Source organism: Streptomyces sp. NPDC001796, from assembly GCF_042892355.1.
Lineage (GTDB): Bacteria > Actinomycetota > Actinomycetes > Streptomycetales > Streptomycetaceae > Streptomyces.
The window spans coordinates 772,642-788,872 of sequence record NZ_JBIAUC010000001.1; the positions used below are offsets into that span (position 1 = coordinate 772,642).

The window sequence follows — 16,231 nt, forward strand, 5'->3', positions numbered from 1 at the left end:
GCCGGTCAAAACCGTGGAGTTGGGGCCCGGACCGGGAATGACCGTGTCCCGGACCGCGTTGTCCCGTACGAACACGAGGAGGAGCGGTCTACAGTGCTTGATCCGCAGGGTTTGTACGCATGGGAGCCGAAGGGCCTCGCCGTCGTCGACATGGCGCTCGCCCAGGAATCGGCCGGACTGGTCATGCTCTACCACTTCGACGGATACATCGACGCGGGAGAGACCGGTGACCTGATCGTCGACCGGCTCCTCGACGCACTGCCCCAGCAGGTCGTGGCCCGCTTCGACCACGACCGGCTCGTGGACTACCGCGCCCGCCGTCCCCTGCTCACCTTCCGGCGCGACCGCTGGACCGACTACGAGGTCCCCAAGATCGAGGTGCGCCTGCTCCAGGACGCCACCGGAGCGCCGTTCCTGCTGCTGACGGGGCCCGAGCCGGACGTGGAGTGGGAGCGGTTCGCCGCGGCCGTGGGGCAGATCGTGGAGCGGCTCGGCGTCCGTCTGTCCGTGAACTTCCACGGCATCCCCATGGGCGTTCCGCACACCCGGCCGGTGGGCCTGACCCCGCACGGCAACCGCACCGACCTGGTACCCGGCCACCGCAGCCCCTTCGAGGAGGCGCAGGTACCGGGCAGTGCCGAGTCCCTGATCGAGTACCGGCTTGCTGAGGCCGGGCACGACGTTCTGGGCGTCGCAGCGCACGTCCCCCACTACATCGCCCGCTCCCCGTATCCGGACGCCGCGCTCACCGTCCTGGAGGCCATCACGGCCGCCACCGGACTCGTCCTGCCGGGCGTCGCGCACTCCCTGCGCAACGACGCGCACCGCACGCAGACGGAGATCGAGCGGCAGATCCGGGAGGGTGACGAGGACCTGGTGCGGCTCGTCCAGGGGCTCGAGCACCAGTACGACGCCTCAGCGGGCGCCGAGACACGCGGCAACATGCTCGCCGAGCCCATCGAGATCCCGTCCGCGGACGAGATCGGACAGGAATTCGAGCGCTTCCTGGCGGAGCGCGAGGGGGACGGCTGAGCCCGGGGCGGACAGTTCGACCCACGGCCTGCCATCGGTACCGTCAGTGGCAGGCCGTAAGCTTCCCGGCATGCTGAAGGTGGGCCTGACCGGCGGTATCGGCGCCGGCAAGAGCGAGGTGTCGCGGCTGCTCGTGGAGTGCGGGGCCGTACTGATCGACGCCGACCGCATCGCGCGCGAGGTCGTCGCTCCGGGCACGCCCGGGCTCGCGGCGGTCGTCGCGGCGTTCGGCGAGGACGTCCTCACCGCGGACGGCAGCCTGGACCGCCCCCGGCTGGGCTCCATCGTGTTCGCCGACCCGGACAAGCTGGCGGTTCTGAACTCGATCGTGCACCCCTTGGTGGGCACCCGCTCCCGCGAACTGGAGACCGCCGCTCCCGACGACGCCGTGGTCGTCCACGACGTCCCCCTCCTCGCCGAGAACGGGCTGGCCCCGCTCTACGACGTCGTGATCGTCGTCGATGCGAGCCCCGCCACCCAGCTCGACCGGTTGGTCCGCCTGCGCGGTATGACCGAGGAGGACGCACGCGCTCGCATGGCCGCCCAGGCACCACGCGAGAAGCGCCTGGAAGTCGCGGACATCGTGATCGACAACGATGTGCCCCTGGAGCGGCTGAAGCAGTGCGTAAGGGACGTATGGGAGGAACTCGTTCGCAGAGCGCACCGTTCACAGGAATAGCGTCCGCACGCGGGGGCGTTGAACCGGTGCAGTAAGGGAAGGACTCTGCCGTGCCCGAGACCAGCGATTCCACCGGACCCACTCCGGAAACGCATGTCATCGACTTCCGCGCCGCGGAGCAACTCCTCGCCGCACGGGACCCGCGGGGTGCGGTCAAACTGCTCGACGGCGTGATCGCCGCCCATCCCGAGAACACCGCCGCCCGGCTGCTTCGCGCGCGTGCCTTCTTCGCCTCCGCGCAACTACGACCGGCCGAACTGGAGTTCAGCATCGTGCTGGAACGCGAGCCGGACAACGCGTACGCGCACTTCGCACTTGCCCGCACCTACGAGCGCCAAGCCCGGCACGACGAGGCGAAACGGCACTTCCGGCTGGCCGCCGCGCTGGACCCGAACCCGCAGTACCTGAAGGCGGCACGCTTCGACTCCTAGGGCCCGCCTTCCGGATCAGCTCGGCATCGCGGGAGGCGGCACACGCGTTTGTGCCGCACCGCCAACCGGATCCCCTCAGTGGCTACCGGCCGCGGCGTTCCGGCGGCGGGTACGGCGGGACGTCACGGCCCGGCTGCCAGTGCGGGCCCTGACGGATGTGCCGCACGATCATGGCCATGTCCGCGGCCACGACCAGCCACAGCGCACCGCACGCGGCAGCCCAGCCCGGCCGGCCGAGGAGCGCGAACACGACCGTGCCGAAGGTCGCCCACACCAGGCCCCACAGGCTCAGCCAGAAGCGGGCCCGCAGCGCACTGCGCGCCGTCGTCGGTTCACTGCCCGTACGCATCGCCCTCACTGCTCCTCAAGGCACCAGTACCCTTCGTGGTGCACGTTCACCATGGGACGGTGACCGGATCCGGGGTCCGCGAACAGCAGCGGGCCGGGTCCGTGCGGGGAGGCGACGGTGCTGCTGGAGACGCTGCGGGCGGACGCGCGGCTCGCCGAGTGGCTGAGGGACCTGGACAGCGACGGTGACACACGCGTCCGGGCCGCCCTGCCCGACGCGGACGAGTTGCCCGACGTCCTGCTCGACCTGTCCGTGCCCCATGAGGACATCAACGAACTCGTCGCCCAGCGCGCCCGGCTCGGCCAGGACCCGGAGGCGACGACGCTGCTGGAGCGGTGCGTCGCCCGCCTGGTACGGGACATGGGGGAGATCGGCAAGGCCTGGGAGCCGCCGCAGTTCCCCGCGTCGGCGGGGCCGCTCGGGCGCCTCTTCCCCGTCTACGTCTTCGTCGCGGCGCTGCCGTACGTGCGGGCGCACCACCGTGAGCGCGGCATCCCGGAAGAGGTGTCCAGGCGCACGCTCGCCGACCTCGGCCGGCACATGGCGGTGCACCGCCGACGCCGTGGCACGGGCGGGTTGCTGTTCCCCTGGTGGATCGCGCTCCACTTCCATGGGGAGCTGTTCCAACTGGGACGGCTGCAGTTCCAGCGGGCGCGGCTGGGGGAGCGCACGGGGCGGGCCGTCGCGGCGACGGCCCGCGCGCACGGCCCCGGCGACCTCTGCCTGAGCCTGCACATACCCGACTTCAGCGGCCCGCTGTCGCCGTCCGCCTGCGAGCGGTCCCTGACGCTGGCACGGGCCTTCTTCGCCCGGCACTACCCCGACGAGCGCCACGAGATCGCCGTGTGTCACTCCTGGCTGCTCGATCCCCAGCTCAAGCGGTACCTTCCGGCGGACTCCAACATCATCCGCTTCCAGAACCGGTTCGAACTCGCCTACCAGGACGCGACACCGGACGACGGGCTACCGGTCGGTTTCGTCTTCGGCGACCCGGAGCTGCCGATCGGAGAGCTGCCCCGGCGGAGCAGCGTGGAGCGGGCGGTGGGGGATCATCTGCGGGCGGGCGGGCACTGGTACGGGGGCCACGGCTGGCTCACGCTGTGACGCCGTTCGACCCTCGAACGTTTCACCCCATCGTGTGACCGCGAGCCGGGAACGGGGCACTCGCGGCGGCCCGTTGTCCGGGCATGAAGCAGAAGATGCGGACCGGTTACGGGGGCACGGGCCCCGGCGTGATCACACCCGACGGCTGCGCGGTCCAGCTCTACTCACGATTACCGCCCGGGGACGAGCCGGACATCGTCGCGGCGGCCGTGCCGGCCGGCGCGCACATCCTGGAACTGGGCAGCGGGGCGGGGAGGATGACCCATCCGCTGCTGGAGCGTGGTTTCACCGTCACCGCGGTGGACGAGTCACCGGAGATGCTCGAGCGGGTGCGCGGCGCACGCACCATATGCAGCCCGATCGAGGCCCTGGACCTGGGTGAGACGTTCGACGTGGTGCTGCTCGCGTCGTTCCTCGTGCACGCCGGGGACGTCGAGGTGCGCAGACGACTGCTGCGGACCTGTGCCCGGCACGTGGCCGACGGCGGATGCGTGCTGATCCAGAGGGAGGGCGAGGACTACCACACGAACCTGCCACGTGAACGGGTCGACCCGAGCGGCTTCACGGTACGGATCGTGTCCGCGGAGCCGGTGGGGGACGGGGTGGACTCGGTGCGCGCGCAGTACGAATTCCCGGACGCCACCTGGACCCAGACGTTCCTCTCCCGACCCCTGAGCAGAGAGCAGTTCGAGGAGGCGCTGGCGGAGGCGGGACTGCGCGTGGACGGATATCTGACGGACGACCGGATATGGGTGAGGGCGGTGCGGGCGGGGTAGCTCAACTCCCACCCTTGGTCCGGTTCCGGCCGCCGGGCCGGCCCTGTGTGCCAAGACCGGCCGCGAAGCCGCCGCCCGGGGCCGCAGCCAGGCCGCGGAGGCGCTCCATCTCGCGGCGGTCGCGCTTGGTGGGCCGGCCCGTGCCGCGGTCGCGGACACCTGCCGGGGCGATCGCCTCGCGGGGCGGCGGGGGCGGGCTGTTGTCGACGTAGCACTGCGCGGCCACCGGGGCGCCGACGCGCTTGCGGATCAGACGCTTCACGACGACCACCCGCTCCCGGCCCTCGTTCCTGAGACGCACCTCGTCGCCGATGCGCACGTTGTACGCGGGCTTCACGCGCTCGCCGTTCACCCGCACGTGTCCGCCCCGGCAGGCGGCGGCGCCGATGGAGCGGGTCTTGACGAGCCGTACGGACCAGATCCAGCTGTCGATGCGGACGCTCTCGCCGTTCCCCGGGCCGGCCGCCTCGGCGGCCGCCACCGCTGCGGCGGTCTTCGGGTCCACGACGGTCGGTTCGGCGTCCGCCGCCTCCGGGGAGGGCTGCGCGTCGGTGGCTCGGACATCCGCGTCCGTCCCGGAGTCCCGCCGGTCCGCCTCGTCACCGCGGCGTGCCCCGGATTCCCGGTCTGCCGCAGCCGCGCGGGTCCCCTCGGCCCCGCCCGTCCTCTCGTGGTCCGCACCTTCAGAAGCCATGCTCCCGACCTTAGCTCGCCGAGCCCGGTGGACCGGGCGCCATTTTCCGCGGTGAGAGCCGGGCAGAGCCGGGTGCCGCTCCGGGGCGCCCCCGCCCGGCCCTACCGTGGAGGCATGGACAGCAGCAGCCTCGCCCGGCTGGACGAGCGGATCACGGGATGCCGTGCCTGCCCGCGCCTGGTCGCATGGCGCGAGGAGGTGGCCGCCACCAAGCGGGCCGCTTTCGCCGACTGGACGTACTGGGGTCGGCCGGTGCCGGGCTTCGGGCCGCCGGACGCCCGGCTGCTCGTCATCGGACTCGCCCCCGCGGCCCACGGCGGAAACCGGACCGGACGGATGTTCACCGGAGACCGGTCCGGGGACGTGCTGTACGCGGCGCTGCACGAGGTGGGTCTGGCGTCGCAGCCCACGTCGGTGTCCGCCGACGACGGCCTGGAGCTGTACGGCGTGCGCATCACCGCGCCCGTGCACTGTGCCCCGCCCGCCAACAAGCCGACGCCCGAGGAACGGGACACATGCAGGCCGTGGCTCGTGCAGGAGCTGCGGCTGCTTCGTCCGTCGTTGCGCTCCGTTGTCGCGCTCGGCTCCTTCGGCTGGCAGGCCGCGCTGACCGCGCTCGGTGAGGCCGGCTGGTCGGTACCCCGGCCGCGGCCCGCCTTCGGGCACGGGGTCCGGGTGTCACTGGAGGGACTGGAGCTGTTCGGCTGCTTCCACGTCAGCCAGCGCAACACCTTCACGGGACGGCTCACGCCTCAGATGTTGCGGGACGTACTGCGCACGGCGGCGGACACGGCAGGGCTGCCGGTCAGACCGTAGAGGGCAGTGCCTAGGACAGCTCTCCGTCTCCGAACAGGTGCCGCACCGTGGAGCGGTAGTTGGCGCGCACATGGGCGAGGGCGTGAGCGCGGGCGCGCTCCGGGTCGCCGGAGGCGATCGCCTCGTACAGCTCGCGGTGTTCGGTCAGGAGTTGGGGCCACTCCTCGTTCTGGCGGGTGAGCCAGCGCAGCCGTCCGTCGACCGGTTCCATGACCGAGATCAGCAGGCTGTTGCCGGCCATCGCGAGGATCCGGTCGTGGAAACGGGTGTTGATGTCCGTGATCGTCTCGGCGTCGCCGGCGGCGGTTGCGGCCGCCGCCTGGTCCAGCAGTCCCGCCAGTTCCGCCAGGTCCTTCTCACCCGCCCGGGCCGAGGCGAGCCCGGCCGCGTAGACCTCGAGGGCCTCGCGCAGTTCGAAGAGCTCCTTCACGTCGGTCGGGGTCAGCCTGCGCACGACCGTTCTGCGCGGTGTCTCGAAGAGTACGAACCCCTCGGCGACCAGTGCGCGGATCGCCTCCCGGACCGGTACGCGCGAGACCCCGAACCGCTCGGCGAGCTCCCGTTCGACCAGGCGGTCGCCCGGGCGCAGCCGCCCCGCGATGATCTCCTGCCGCAGCGTGGCCAGCACCCTCTCGCGCACCGCCCCCAGGGGTTCGATCTTCGTCATGGGGTCATCCTCGCGGACTCGGAGGGTGTTTTACGGAGCCGTAACGGGACGGACATCGGTCGGAACGGTTGACGGCGAGACCATGACGGCAGTTTGGTATACCAAACAGCTCGCCCTGGTTCCTCGTCGAGAAGCACCGCATGCGGACCCCAGCCGGACCTCACCGGCATCCGGCCCCCACCCGGACGTCCCTCCCCGCCATCGGCCCCGCACCGGACCGTACCGAAAGGCCCCTCCGTCCCCTCGCTCATGGAGGCCCCGTGTCCCTCGCCGACCGCGCCGAAGCCACCGGCGTACCAGCGTTCGTCCCCGACCCCCGCCTCACCAACGAAGACCTGGCACCCGCCGCCGAGCGCAAGTGGAAGGTCTTCGACCTGTTCGCCATGTGGATGTCCGACGTCCACAACCTCGGCAACTACACCTTCGCCGCCGGCCTGCTGGTCCTCGGCATGAACGTCTGGCAGATCTTCACCTCCCTGCTCGTCGGCTTCGTCCTCATCTACCTCGGGATGAACATGATGGGCAGGATCGGCCAGCGGCACGGGGTCCCGTTCCCGGTCGTCAGCCGGATCAGCTTCGGAGTGTGGGGCGCCAACATACCCGCCCTCATCAGGGCCGTGATCGCCATCATGTGGTATGGCATCCAGACCTACCTCGCGTCCGTCGCCGTCAACGTCATGCTGCTCGCGGCCTGGCCGGGTCTGACGTCCTGGACCCACCACTCCTTCCTCGGCCTCAACGCGCTCGGCTGGACGTCGTTCGTCGCGCTGTGGCTGATCCAGGCGCTGATCATCAGCCGGGGCATGGAGTCGGTACGGAAGTTCCAGGACTTCTGCGGCCCTGCCATCTGGCTGGTGATGATCGCACTGGCGGTCTGGATCCTCGCCAAGGCCGACTGGAGCATCTCGCTCACCTCCACACCGCACCCGGTCTCCGTGGGCGAGCAGTGGCGGCAGTGGTTCGGCGCCGTCGGGCTCATCCTCGCCACCTACGGCACCCTGATGCTCAACTTCTGCGACTTCTCCCGCTTCGCGCCGGGCTACACAACGGTCAAGCGCGGCAACTTCTGGGGCCTGCCGGTCAACTCGACGGCCTTCGTGATCGTGTCGGTCATCGTCACGGCCGGCTCCATCAAGGTGTTCGGCGAGGCCATCACCGACCCGGCGATGCTCGTTGCGAAGATCGGCAACACATGGGTGCTGGTCCTGGCGGCCTTCACCTTCGCCGTCGCCACCATGGGCGTCAACATCGTCGCCAACTTCGTCTCACCCGCCTACGACCTGGCCAACGTCTGGCCGCAGAAGATCAGCTTCAAGGTCGGCGGCATGATCAGCACGGTCGCCGCGCTGGTCGTCACCCCCTGGAACCTCTTCTCCAACCCCACCGTCGTCAACTACTTCCTCGGTGGCCTCGGTGCCTTTCTCGGTCCGCTGTTCGGTGTGATCATGCTCGACTACTACTGGGTGAAGCGCGGCCGCATCGACGTCGACCAGCTCTTCAGCGCCGAACCGGGGTCCCGCTACTACTACCGCAAGGGGATCAACCCCAAGGCGCTGTGGGCGTTCCTGCCCTCGGCGGCAGTCGCGGCGGTGCTTGCGCTGGTCAAGGACTTCAGCGCGGTGGCTCCGTACTCGTGGTTCATCGGGACCGCATTGTCCGCGGCGCTGTACCTGGTGCTGTGCCGATCCGAGCGCACCGCTGCGGCCGTCGCTCCGGGCGCAGCCGTCGTGGAGGGCTGAGCGTGCGGATCGTCGTCACCAACTGCAACACCACGCAGGAGATGACCGAGGAGATCCTCCGTGGTGCCCGGGCCGCCGCCGGTCCGGGCACCGCCGTGACCGGACTGACGCCGGCGTGGGGGCCCGAGTCCGCGGAGGGCTGGCTCGACAGCCATCTCTCGGCCGCCGCCGTCCTCGACGCACTGCGCACCTACGAGGGCCCGTACGACGCCGTGGTCATGGCGGGCTTCGGAGAGCACGGCCGCGAGGGCGCGCGGGAATTGCTGGACGTGCCGGTCGTCGACATCACCGAAGCCGCGGCCCACTTGGCGTGCCTGCTCGGGCGCCGGTTCGGGGTCGTCACCACCCTGGAACGCTCATGCGGGCAGATCGAGGACAGCCTGTACACGGCGGGCGTCCTGCAGAACTGCGCCGCCGTGGTCGGCACCGGCATCGGCGTCCTCGACCTCGGCGCCACGGCCCGCACCGAGGAGGCCTTCGTGGCCGCCGCCGAACGGGCCCGCGCGGCCGGCGCCGAGGTTCTCGTGCTGGGCTGCGCCGGAATGACCGGGCTACAGCGGGCGGTGGGGGAGAAGCTGGGGCTTCCGGTGGTCGACGGGGTGGCCGCGGCGGTGAAGCTCGCGGAGTCCCTCGTCTGCCTGGGCCTGACGACGAGCCGGGCGGGCAGCTGGGCGAAGCCACTGCCGAAACGCAGGGTGTGGGGGCGCCGGTGAGGCGGGACGGCCCCGCCACCGCACCGGTCGAAATCCCGGCGACGTTCCGCTCGCGCCGGGCTACCGTGGGCCTCCTACCTGCCACGAAGGGGGCCAGGTGAACGAGAACCGCTCGGTGACGCAGACAATGACCGGAGACGACGACACGTTCCTCGACGCGGTGGCGGACCGCCTGGCCGCCCTCCCCGCGGTTCGTGCCGTCGCCCTCGGCGGCTCCCGCGCCCAGGGCACTCACACCCCGGCCAGCGACTGGGATCTGGCAGTCTACTACCGGGGCCCGTTCGACCCCGACGACCTTCGGTCCGTCGGCTGGGAGGGCGAGGTCTCGGAGATCGGCGGCTGGGGCGGCGGCGTCTTCAACGGCGGTGCCTGGCTGACGATCGAGGGCCGCCGCGTGGACATCCACTACCGGGACCTGGACGTTGTCGACCAGGTCCTCACGGAGGCGGAAACAGGGCGGTTCCAGGTCGAGCCGCTGCTGTTCCATCTGGCCGGAATCCCGACGTACCTGCTGGTCGCCGAACTGGCCGTCAACCGCGTGCTGCGCGGATCGGCCCCACGCCCCGCCCGCTACCCGGAGAAGCTGCGCACGAGTGCGTACGCGCGATGGCTCGGAACGGCACGAGCGACGCTGGCATACGCCAAGGCCAACCACGCCCCGGCCGGGCGACGGACGGAGGTCGCCGGTGCCATCGCGGTCGCAACCATCCAAGCGGCACATGCCGTTCTCGCCGCGCGCGGGGAATGGGCGACCAACGAAAAACGACTGGTGGAGCGCGCGGGGCTCAGAGCGGCTGACGACATCATCGCGGGCCTGGGCCCGGACCCGGAGTCGCTGACCCGGTCGGTCGCTGCGGCAGAGGCACTCATCCGGGCGTGAGCCACGACATCGGCGGCGTGGGGTTGCGTTCATGCGGTGTGGGGTTGCGTTCATAAAGAACGCGCCTGCGCCCGCCCTTTCACGCCGCCGAAACGTTCGCGTCCCTTTCGCTCCAAGAACACGCCCTACCGTGGACCCCACACCGCCCGGCCACCGTCGCCCGAAGGCACACCCCCGCCCTCGTCCGGACAGGAGCCCTGTGTCGCGTCCCGTGTTCGCCCTGCCGCCCTGGCTCGCCCACGCCCTGCGTGCCCAGCGCGGTCCCGTGCCCTGGAGTGCCGTCGTCCGGGGTGCGCTCGCCGCGGGGCCGCTGCTGCTGGCCACCCTGCTCCTCGGGCGTACGTCGGCCGGTGTCCTCGCCGCCCTCGGGGCCATGCTCGCCGGGATCAACGACCGGCCCGGCAGCCGGCGGGCCTCGGTGCAGCGGCTCGGGCTGCCGGCGCTCGCGGGGGCCGGCGGGCTGCTCTCCGGGACGTATGCCGGGCAGCACACCGAAGCCGTCCTCCTCACTCTCGTGCTCACCGCCCTAGGACTCGTCGCCGGAGCCGTCAGCGCCGTAGGGCCCGTCGCCTCCGGGGCCGGTACGCAACTGCTCGTCGGCGCGGCCATCGGTGCCGGGATGCCGCTGCCCGAGAGCGGCTGGCAGCGGGCCCTCGCCTTCCTCGCCGGCGCCGGCTGGCTGCTCGCGCTGCGCCTCGTGCTGCCCACGCCCGGCGCGACCACCGGCGACTACCGCTTCGACGGGGAACGCGACGCCGTCGCCCGGGTGTACGACGCCGTCGCCGACCTGCTCCTCGCCACCGGCACTCCTGACGCCACCGCGCGGAGGGCGGCCCTGACCGCCGCCCTCGACCACGCCCAGGACGCCCTCGCCGGGCCTCGGCTGCGGCGGTACGCGTCCTCCTCCGCCGAACGGCGCCTGCACGCGCAGTACGCAGCCGCTCTGCCTCTCGCCGAGGCCGCCACCGCGCTCGCCTGGGTCGGGGACGCCGTTCCCGCGAGGGCGGCGCAGGGGCCGCGCCGACTCGCTGCCGCCGTGCGCGGCAACACGCACACCGGACCGCTGCCCGCACCGACCCGCAACGCCCCCGCGCTGCGCGCCCTCGACGACGCCCTCCTGCACGCCGCCGACGCCTTCGACCGTGGCGGCGACGGACACGGCCTGCACGCCCGGCGCCGTACCGCCGCCTCCTTGCTGCGCACCGCCCTGGGCGCCGGGGGACGCGAGTACGGGCTCCGCGTCGCCCTCAGCTTCGGCGCCAGCGCCGCCATCGCGCAGGCCCTGCATCGCAGCCACTGGTACGGGCACCACACCCACTGGTACTGGCTGCCCGCCACCGCCGTCTTCCTCGTCAAGCCCGACCTCGGGCCGCTGGTCTCCCGGGTGCTGTGCCGGGCGGCCGGGACGGTGCTGGGTGCCGTCGTCTTCGCCGCCCTCGCCGCCGTCGTGCCCCGGCCCGCCGGGCTCGTCACCATCGTGGCGCTGTGCGGAGCCCTCATCCCGGTCGCCACCCGGCACTTCGCCGCGCAGACCGCCGTCGTCACCGTCCTCGTACTCGCCCTGGTCATGGTCGGCGGCGATTCGCAGGCCTCCTGGAGCCGCATCGGGGAGACGTTGCTGGCCTGCGGGATCGTGCTGCTCGTCGGGCACCTGCCGGCGCCGGGGCAGCGCGGTGGCACCGTGCGGTCCAGGCTGGTACGCGCGGTGGACGCCGCACACGCCTACCTCGCACACGTCCTGACCCGGGAGGACGACCGCGCCGGGCGCTGGGCGCTGCGCCGCGAGGCCTACCGCGCGCTTGCCGAGGCCCGCCTCGCGATCGACCTCGCCGCGGCTGAGCACCCCGCCCTCGCCCGCCACACCGAGGGCACGGGCGAGGTCGCCGCCACGCTCGAACGACTCGTCGACACCACCACCGCCTGTGCCGTGCACCTGGATGACAGCGGACGCCTCACGCCTAGGCACCGCCAACGGCTCGCCGAACTGCTCGACGAACTCGCCGAGCGCCGCGCGCATGCCGGACTGGGCAAGGAGGAGATGCCGCGGCTGCCCCTGGCCGTGTAGCACAAGCCGTCACGGCTTCCAGGGGGCCACCTGGGATCCCACGGTCGCGGCCGTCGCGCGCAGGTCCGAGCCTCCGCCTCCGGCAAATCAGGCTGTTCCGGCGAATTCGTTCCGCTTCGCATTGGCCGCGTGTCAAATGCGTCTCAGTAGGGTCACTTGACGCGCCGTTCACCCAGGCGCATGCGTTTAACTCTAGGAGCCGACCGTGATCGGCTCGCCGAGACACGGCGTTGCAAGGAGGTACAGGGTGAACGGGCGAACAGTGCTGGCGCGTTTTCCTGCCGGCGGGCCGCGGGGCTCGTGGCCGGCGGAGGAGTTCGCGCAGGCGCGGCGCCTGGAGGGGCAGCCGGCGGAGGTCGTGATGGACCTCATGACGGACGCGTTCCTGGTGGTCGTGCGGGGGGTCGACGCCACCGAGTGACCGCACCCGTCGGGTTCGGCAGGGGCGCGTGCCCGCAGTCATGGGCTGCACCCCGCAGTCCGTCAGTGGCGCGCCTGCGACCCACGGAGGCAACCCGCGTGCATGCGCAAGGCACGCATGCGTGCGTCATGCCGTTGTGCGCGCGGCCCCATGTCATGGGGCGGCCGTACGGTCACGCGCTGATCGGGCGCGCCCATGCCGGTGTGGTGCCCGTGACCCGGCACAGCGCCAGATACAGGGGGATCGGCGGCGTGTACGGCACGCTGTCGTCCGCCCGGCGGATGAGCTCGGGGACGCCCTCCGCGTCCGGGACGAGCGCGCCGCGGGCGTAGCGGGCGGGTGCCGGCCAGTCCAGGGCGACGTCGGAGTCGGACGGCACGATCCACCACCAGTCGGCCCGGTCGGCGTACACACAGCCCAGCCGCGGCAGTCTCGGCAGCACCAGGGGCCCATAGCGGGCGGGCACGGCCACCGCGTCGCAGCCGAGCGGGACGGTCATGCCATCGGGCAGAGGGAGTCGGCTGGACGCCGCGCCGGACGCCCGCCGCGCCCGGTCGAGACGGGCCAGCGAGTCCAGGCTCAGGACCCGGATGACGCCTGGGCCCGCGTTCTGCGTCCCCCTCACACCCATGCGCTCCCTGTCCCCAGGGACGGCTCCGCCTCGGGACCCGGACCGTCCGAAGGGAGTCGCTCGGCACCCCAGCCGAGATCGAAGCGCGCACCGCCGTCCGCGGGCGGCTTCTTGGCGCTCCACCCCGGGTCGGACCGCGCGATCGCGCCGTCCCTGCTGGGATCGGACCGCGTCGCCTCCCCGAACGCCCGGGGCCTGTCGCCGGAACACGACAGGTCGCGGGACGGCTGCGTCGGTCGGGGGAGCCGGGCGGGCACCGATTGGTCGGCCTCGTGTGCCAGTTCCGCCCAGACCAGCAGCCCGGGCCCCGCCTCCTGGGCTCCCCAGGCGCGGCACAGAGCCGCGACGAGAAGCAATCCCCTCCCGTGCTCATCCTCGGGGCGCTGCCGCGCGGGCCACGGCTCGCCGGGGGCGCAGCCCTCGTCGCGCACGGCTATGCGCACGAGGTCATCCTCTTCGTGGAGTTCGCACAGGACGTGTTCTCCGGCGGTGTGCACGATCGCGTTGGTCACGAGTTCGGAGACGACCAGGACGGCCGTGTCGCACGTGTCTTCGCACACCGCCCAGCCGGACAGCCGGGACCGCGTCAGCTGCCGGGCCCGCGCCACGGAGCCCGGGTGCGCGGGCAGCTCGAAGCGGAACCGGCGTTCGGCGGCCGCGCCGGGGCGCGGCCCTGAGGCGCCACCCAGGCCGGACCGGGCTGCGGGGGCGTCTGTTCCTAACGACGCGGGCGGAATCACGCTTGCCACTATCGCCGTGACATGAACACTTGGCAAGAGTCACTCTGAAAATTGCAGAGTGCTGTGTGACTCCGAGAAGGGGCATGGCACACTTCTCGCAACGGCCCGCCGAGCGACGCCAGTTGGGACCTGAGGTACGGACGTACGAGTCCGGAGCCCGCGTCGAAAGTCCGCGAACCGTATTCGAACGTACGTGGTGGCGGTGCGGAGAGAGTTCGAACGGTGCCGGCCCGGGCAGCGTCACAAGGACACGAGGAGGTGCGAGGTGAGCGAGCCGCGCTCGGCGCCTACGGTCGGTCAGGTGGTCCTCGGCCGACGCCTGCTGGACCTGCGTGAACGTGCGGGCCTCAAGCGGGAGGAGGCCGCGCGCATCCTGCGCGTCGCACCCGCCACCGTCCGCCGCATGGAGACCGCCGAGGTCGCCCTCAAAATCCCCTACATGCAACTCCTGCTGAAGGCATACGGGGTGAGCGACGAGGAGGCCGAGGCCTTCGTCCGACTGGCCGAGGAGGCCAATAGGCCGGGCTGGTGGCAGCGGTTTCACGACATCCTTCCGGGCTGGTTCTCGATGTACGTCAGCCTGGAGGGCGCGGCCGCGCTCATCCGCCAGTACGAGCCCCACTTCGTACCCGGCCTCATGCAGACCGAGGAGTACGCCCGAGGCGTCCTGAAGTCGGGCGCCATCGGGCAGACCAGACCCGAGGACATCGAGCGGCACGTGGCATTGCGCATGCAGCGTCAGGAACTGCTCACGCGTGACGACGCGCCCCGTATCTGGGCCGTGATGGACGAGACCGTGCTGCGCCGCCCGGTCGGCGGTCCCGCGGTCATGCGAGCCCAGGTCGAACGGCTGCTGGAGGTCACGCGACTGCCCCATGTGACGCTGCAGGTGCTGGAGTTCTCCTCGGGCCCGCACCCAGGCACCTACGGGCCCTTCGTCCTGTTCCGGTTCGCCATGTCAGAACTGCCGGACATGGTCTACAGCGAGTACCTGACCGGCGCCCTCTACCTGGACGCGCGCACCGAGGTGGCGACCCACCTCGAGGTCATGGACCGCATGGCGGCCCAGGCCGCCCCTGCACAACGCACGAAGGAGATCCTCGAGGATCTCCGCAAGGAGCTGTGAATGGATCGCATCACGCCGCGCAAACGCGTCTACAACGGCATGCCGGCCCGTGAACTGGGCAGCGAGGGCTGGCACAAGCCGTGGAGCGGAGGCAACGGCGGCAACTGCCTGGAGGCGATGAAGCTCCCCGACGGCCGGATCGCCGTCCGCCAGTCCACGGACCCGGACGGGCCCGCACTGATCTACACCTCCGACGAGATGACCGCGTTCATCGAGGGGGCCAAGGCGGGAGAGGCCGACTTCCTGCTGTCATGACCACCTTGCTGTCCCATGTTGTTATCCGCAGCACCAACTTGGCGTTCAGTTGACCACTGACTTCCCCAGACACTTACGGAGTTCCTCATGAACGGGCAGGACCCCGCCCAGGACGCCGTCGTCATCGACACGAGCAAGCCGCACCCCGCGCGCATGTACGACTGGTACCTCGGCGGGAAGGACAACTACCCCGTCGATGAGGAGATGGGCCGGCAGATGCTCGCCCTCGAGCCGAGGGTGCCGGTGATGGCACGCGTCAACCGCGCGTTCATGCACCGTGCCACCCGCTGGCTGGCCCACAACGGTGTGCGGCAGTTCCTGGACATCGGCACGGGCATCCCGACCGAACCGAACCTGCACCAGATAGCCCAGCGGATCACGCCCGAGGCACGCGTCGTCTACTGCGACAACGACCCGATCGTGCTGGCCCACGCGGCTGCCCTGCTGCGCAGCACGCCCGAGGGCGTCACCGAGTACCTGCAGGCCGACGTGCGGGATCCCGCCACCATCGTCGAGGGAGCCAGGAAGGTCCTGGACTTCTCCCGGCCCGTGGCGCTGTCCCTTGTCGCGCTGCTGCACTTCGTCTCCGACGAGGACGGCGCCCACGACCTGGTCGGCCGTCTGCTGTCGGAACTGCCCAGCGGCAGTTACCTGGTGATGACCCACGCCACGGCCGACTTCACACCGGAGGAGTCGGCGGCGGCCACGGAGAAGCTCAAGGCGGCCGGGGTCACGCTGGCGCTCCGCTCCCGCGAGGAGTTCGCCCGCTTCTTCGACGGCCTGGACCTCGTCGACCCCGGCGTCGAGGTGGTCCACAAATGGCACCCGGAACTCGGGGAACCGGTCCCGGGCCAGGACGACGGGGTCATTCCGGGGTACGGGGCGGTGGCGCGCAAGCGATAGCCCGACGGCAGGGCCGGGCAGGTGGTGAGCGGTGCTGCGGCGCCGCAGCGGCCGCGACCGGTGGGCTCCCGGCGGATCCGTCGCCGGCAGCCCACCGGGTCCCGCCGGGGCTCTTAGCCTTGATCCACCGAGGTGGTTCGAGAGTGATCTCTCGATCGAGTTCTGAGTCCGCTTTGGACTGGTGGCTGGGTGGGGGCGGGTGGTATCTGC

General features: G+C 71.5%; 19 protein-coding genes. 14 read left to right on the forward strand and 5 right to left on the reverse strand.

From position 1 onward, the window contains the following. Positions 1 to 93: 93 nt before the first annotated feature. The 3 genes from ACFYZE_RS03425 (at position 94) to ACFYZE_RS03435 (ending at position 2,142) form a co-directional block, all read left to right on the forward strand. Entirely contained in the window at positions 94 to 1,032 is a 939-nt protein-coding gene (locus ACFYZE_RS03425; protein ID WP_388987837.1) for a PAC2 family protein, read from the forward strand. A gap of 70 nt (positions 1,033 to 1,102) precedes the next feature. Further along, positions 1,103 to 1,711, forward strand: coding sequence for a dephospho-CoA kinase (gene coaE / locus ACFYZE_RS03430; protein ID WP_388987840.1), 609 nt, complete (start codon positions 1,103 to 1,105; stop codon positions 1,709 to 1,711). Positions 1,712 to 1,761: 50 nt separating this feature from the next. Beyond that, positions 1,762 to 2,142 carry a tetratricopeptide repeat protein gene (locus tag ACFYZE_RS03435; RefSeq protein WP_388987843.1) on the forward strand — a complete coding sequence of 127 codons (381 nt, stop codon included), beginning with the start codon at positions 1,762 to 1,764 and terminating at the stop codon, positions 2,140 to 2,142. Between the two features lie 82 nt (positions 2,143 to 2,224). Here ACFYZE_RS03435 and ACFYZE_RS03440 read toward each other — a convergent pair whose 3' ends face one another. Next, positions 2,225 to 2,491 carry a DUF6343 family protein gene (locus tag ACFYZE_RS03440; RefSeq protein ID WP_388987846.1) on the reverse strand — a complete coding sequence of 89 codons (267 nt, stop codon included), beginning with the start codon at positions 2,489 to 2,491 and terminating at the stop codon, positions 2,225 to 2,227. A gap of 117 nt (positions 2,492 to 2,608) precedes the next feature. Here ACFYZE_RS03440 and ACFYZE_RS03445 point away from each other — a divergent pair, with 117 nt between their 5' ends. Further along, positions 2,609 to 3,595 (forward strand): acyltransferase domain-containing protein, encoded by a 987-nt coding sequence (locus ACFYZE_RS03445; protein ID WP_388987850.1) that lies wholly within the window; start codon positions 2,609 to 2,611, stop codon positions 3,593 to 3,595. 83 nt (positions 3,596 to 3,678) lie between these two features. Further along, a complete protein-coding gene (locus tag ACFYZE_RS03450) occupies positions 3,679 to 4,371 on the forward strand; it encodes a class I SAM-dependent methyltransferase (RefSeq protein ID WP_388987852.1) in 693 nt (230 codons plus the stop codon). Between the two features lies 1 nt (position 4,372). Here ACFYZE_RS03450 and ACFYZE_RS03455 read toward each other — a convergent pair whose 3' ends face one another. Continuing rightward, positions 4,373 to 5,065, reverse strand: coding sequence for an RNA-binding S4 domain-containing protein (locus tag ACFYZE_RS03455; RefSeq protein WP_388987855.1), 693 nt, complete (start codon positions 5,063 to 5,065; stop codon positions 4,373 to 4,375). 114 nt (positions 5,066 to 5,179) lie between these two features. On the opposite strand from ACFYZE_RS03455, the gene ACFYZE_RS03460 reads away from it, so the two are divergent. Continuing rightward, a complete protein-coding gene (locus tag ACFYZE_RS03460) occupies positions 5,180 to 5,881 on the forward strand; it encodes a uracil-DNA glycosylase (protein WP_388987858.1) in 702 nt (233 codons plus the stop codon). A 10-nt stretch (positions 5,882 to 5,891) separates the two neighbouring features. On the opposite strand, the gene ACFYZE_RS03465 is transcribed toward ACFYZE_RS03460, so the two are convergent. Continuing rightward, positions 5,892 to 6,548 (reverse strand): GntR family transcriptional regulator, encoded by a 657-nt coding sequence (locus ACFYZE_RS03465; protein ID WP_388987861.1) that lies wholly within the window; start codon positions 6,546 to 6,548, stop codon positions 5,892 to 5,894. A gap of 260 nt (positions 6,549 to 6,808) precedes the next feature. On the opposite strand from ACFYZE_RS03465, the gene ACFYZE_RS03470 reads away from it, so the two are divergent. The 5 genes from ACFYZE_RS03470 to ACFYZE_RS03490 all read left to right on the forward strand — a co-directional run bounded on the left by ACFYZE_RS03470 (position 6,809) and on the right by ACFYZE_RS03490 (position 12,366). After that, a complete protein-coding gene (locus ACFYZE_RS03470; protein ID WP_388987864.1) occupies positions 6,809 to 8,287 on the forward strand; it encodes an NCS1 family nucleobase:cation symporter-1 in 1,479 nt (492 codons plus the stop codon). Between the two features lie 2 nt (positions 8,288 to 8,289). Then, positions 8,290 to 9,000 carry an aspartate/glutamate racemase family protein gene (locus ACFYZE_RS03475; protein ID WP_388987867.1) on the forward strand — a complete coding sequence of 237 codons (711 nt, stop codon included), beginning with the start codon at positions 8,290 to 8,292 and terminating at the stop codon, positions 8,998 to 9,000. A 127-nt stretch (positions 9,001 to 9,127) separates the two neighbouring features. Continuing rightward, entirely contained in the window at positions 9,128 to 9,880 is a 753-nt protein-coding gene (locus ACFYZE_RS03480; protein ID WP_388987947.1) for a nucleotidyltransferase domain-containing protein, read from the forward strand. Positions 9,881 to 10,079: 199 nt separating this feature from the next. Further along, positions 10,080 to 11,945 (forward strand): FUSC family protein, encoded by a 1,866-nt coding sequence (locus ACFYZE_RS03485; RefSeq protein ID WP_388987870.1) that lies wholly within the window; start codon positions 10,080 to 10,082, stop codon positions 11,943 to 11,945. A 247-nt stretch (positions 11,946 to 12,192) separates the two neighbouring features. Next, a complete protein-coding gene (locus ACFYZE_RS03490) occupies positions 12,193 to 12,366 on the forward strand; it encodes a hypothetical protein (protein ID WP_388987873.1) in 174 nt (57 codons plus the stop codon). Between the two features lie 172 nt (positions 12,367 to 12,538). Here the strand turns inward: ACFYZE_RS03490 and ACFYZE_RS03495 are convergent, their stop codons facing one another. Then, the gene (locus ACFYZE_RS03495; protein ID WP_388987876.1) at positions 12,539 to 12,997 is read right to left on the reverse strand and encodes a hypothetical protein; all 459 of its coding nucleotides are present in this window, start codon (positions 12,995 to 12,997) and stop codon (positions 12,539 to 12,541) included. Further along, the gene (locus ACFYZE_RS03500; RefSeq protein ID WP_388987879.1) at positions 12,988 to 13,746 is read right to left on the reverse strand and encodes an ATP-binding protein; all 759 of its coding nucleotides are present in this window, start codon (positions 13,744 to 13,746) and stop codon (positions 12,988 to 12,990) included. Before ACFYZE_RS03500 ends, ACFYZE_RS03495 begins: the two co-directional genes overlap by 10 nt. Positions 13,747 to 14,002: 256 nt before the next feature. Between ACFYZE_RS03500 and ACFYZE_RS03505 the strand changes: the two genes are divergently transcribed. The 3 genes from ACFYZE_RS03505 to ACFYZE_RS03515 all read left to right on the forward strand — a co-directional run bounded on the left by ACFYZE_RS03505 (position 14,003) and on the right by ACFYZE_RS03515 (position 16,021). Further along, positions 14,003 to 14,863 (forward strand): helix-turn-helix domain-containing protein, encoded by an 861-nt coding sequence (locus ACFYZE_RS03505; RefSeq protein WP_388987882.1) that lies wholly within the window; start codon positions 14,003 to 14,005, stop codon positions 14,861 to 14,863. Further along, positions 14,864 to 15,118: a DUF397 domain-containing protein gene (locus tag ACFYZE_RS03510; RefSeq protein ID WP_103839625.1), complete on the forward strand. Its 255-nt coding sequence runs from the start codon at positions 14,864 to 14,866 to the stop codon at positions 15,116 to 15,118. Positions 15,119 to 15,205: 87 nt separating this feature from the next. Then, entirely contained in the window at positions 15,206 to 16,021 is an 816-nt protein-coding gene (locus ACFYZE_RS03515; protein ID WP_388987885.1) for an SAM-dependent methyltransferase, read from the forward strand. Positions 16,022 to 16,231: the final 210 nt, after the last annotated feature.

Excerpts from the sequence above, each read along its gene's own strand:
- coaE (WP_388987840.1), top strand. The coding sequence starts at position 1,103 with ATGCTGAAGGTGGGCCTGACCGGCGGTATCGGCGCCGGCAAGAGCGAG.
- ACFYZE_RS03440 (WP_388987846.1), bottom strand. The coding sequence starts at position 2,491 with ATGCGTACGGGCAGTGAACCGACGACGGCGCGCAGTGCGCTGCGGGCC.
- ACFYZE_RS03450 (WP_388987852.1), top strand. The coding sequence starts at position 3,679 with ATGAAGCAGAAGATGCGGACCGGTTACGGGGGCACGGGCCCCGGCGTG.
- ACFYZE_RS03455 (WP_388987855.1), bottom strand. The coding sequence starts at position 5,065 with ATGGCTTCTGAAGGTGCGGACCACGAGAGGACGGGCGGGGCCGAGGGG.
- ACFYZE_RS03460 (WP_388987858.1), top strand. The coding sequence starts at position 5,180 with ATGGACAGCAGCAGCCTCGCCCGGCTGGACGAGCGGATCACGGGATGC.
- ACFYZE_RS03465 (WP_388987861.1), bottom strand. The coding sequence starts at position 6,548 with ATGACGAAGATCGAACCCCTGGGGGCGGTGCGCGAGAGGGTGCTGGCC.
- ACFYZE_RS03480 (WP_388987947.1), top strand. The coding sequence starts at position 9,128 with ATGACCGGAGACGACGACACGTTCCTCGACGCGGTGGCGGACCGCCTG.
- ACFYZE_RS03495 (WP_388987876.1), bottom strand. The coding sequence starts at position 12,997 with ATGGGTGTGAGGGGGACGCAGAACGCGGGCCCAGGCGTCATCCGGGTC.
- ACFYZE_RS03510 (WP_103839625.1), top strand. The coding sequence starts at position 14,864 with ATGGATCGCATCACGCCGCGCAAACGCGTCTACAACGGCATGCCGGCC.
- ACFYZE_RS03515 (WP_388987885.1), top strand. The coding sequence starts at position 15,206 with ATGAACGGGCAGGACCCCGCCCAGGACGCCGTCGTCATCGACACGAGC.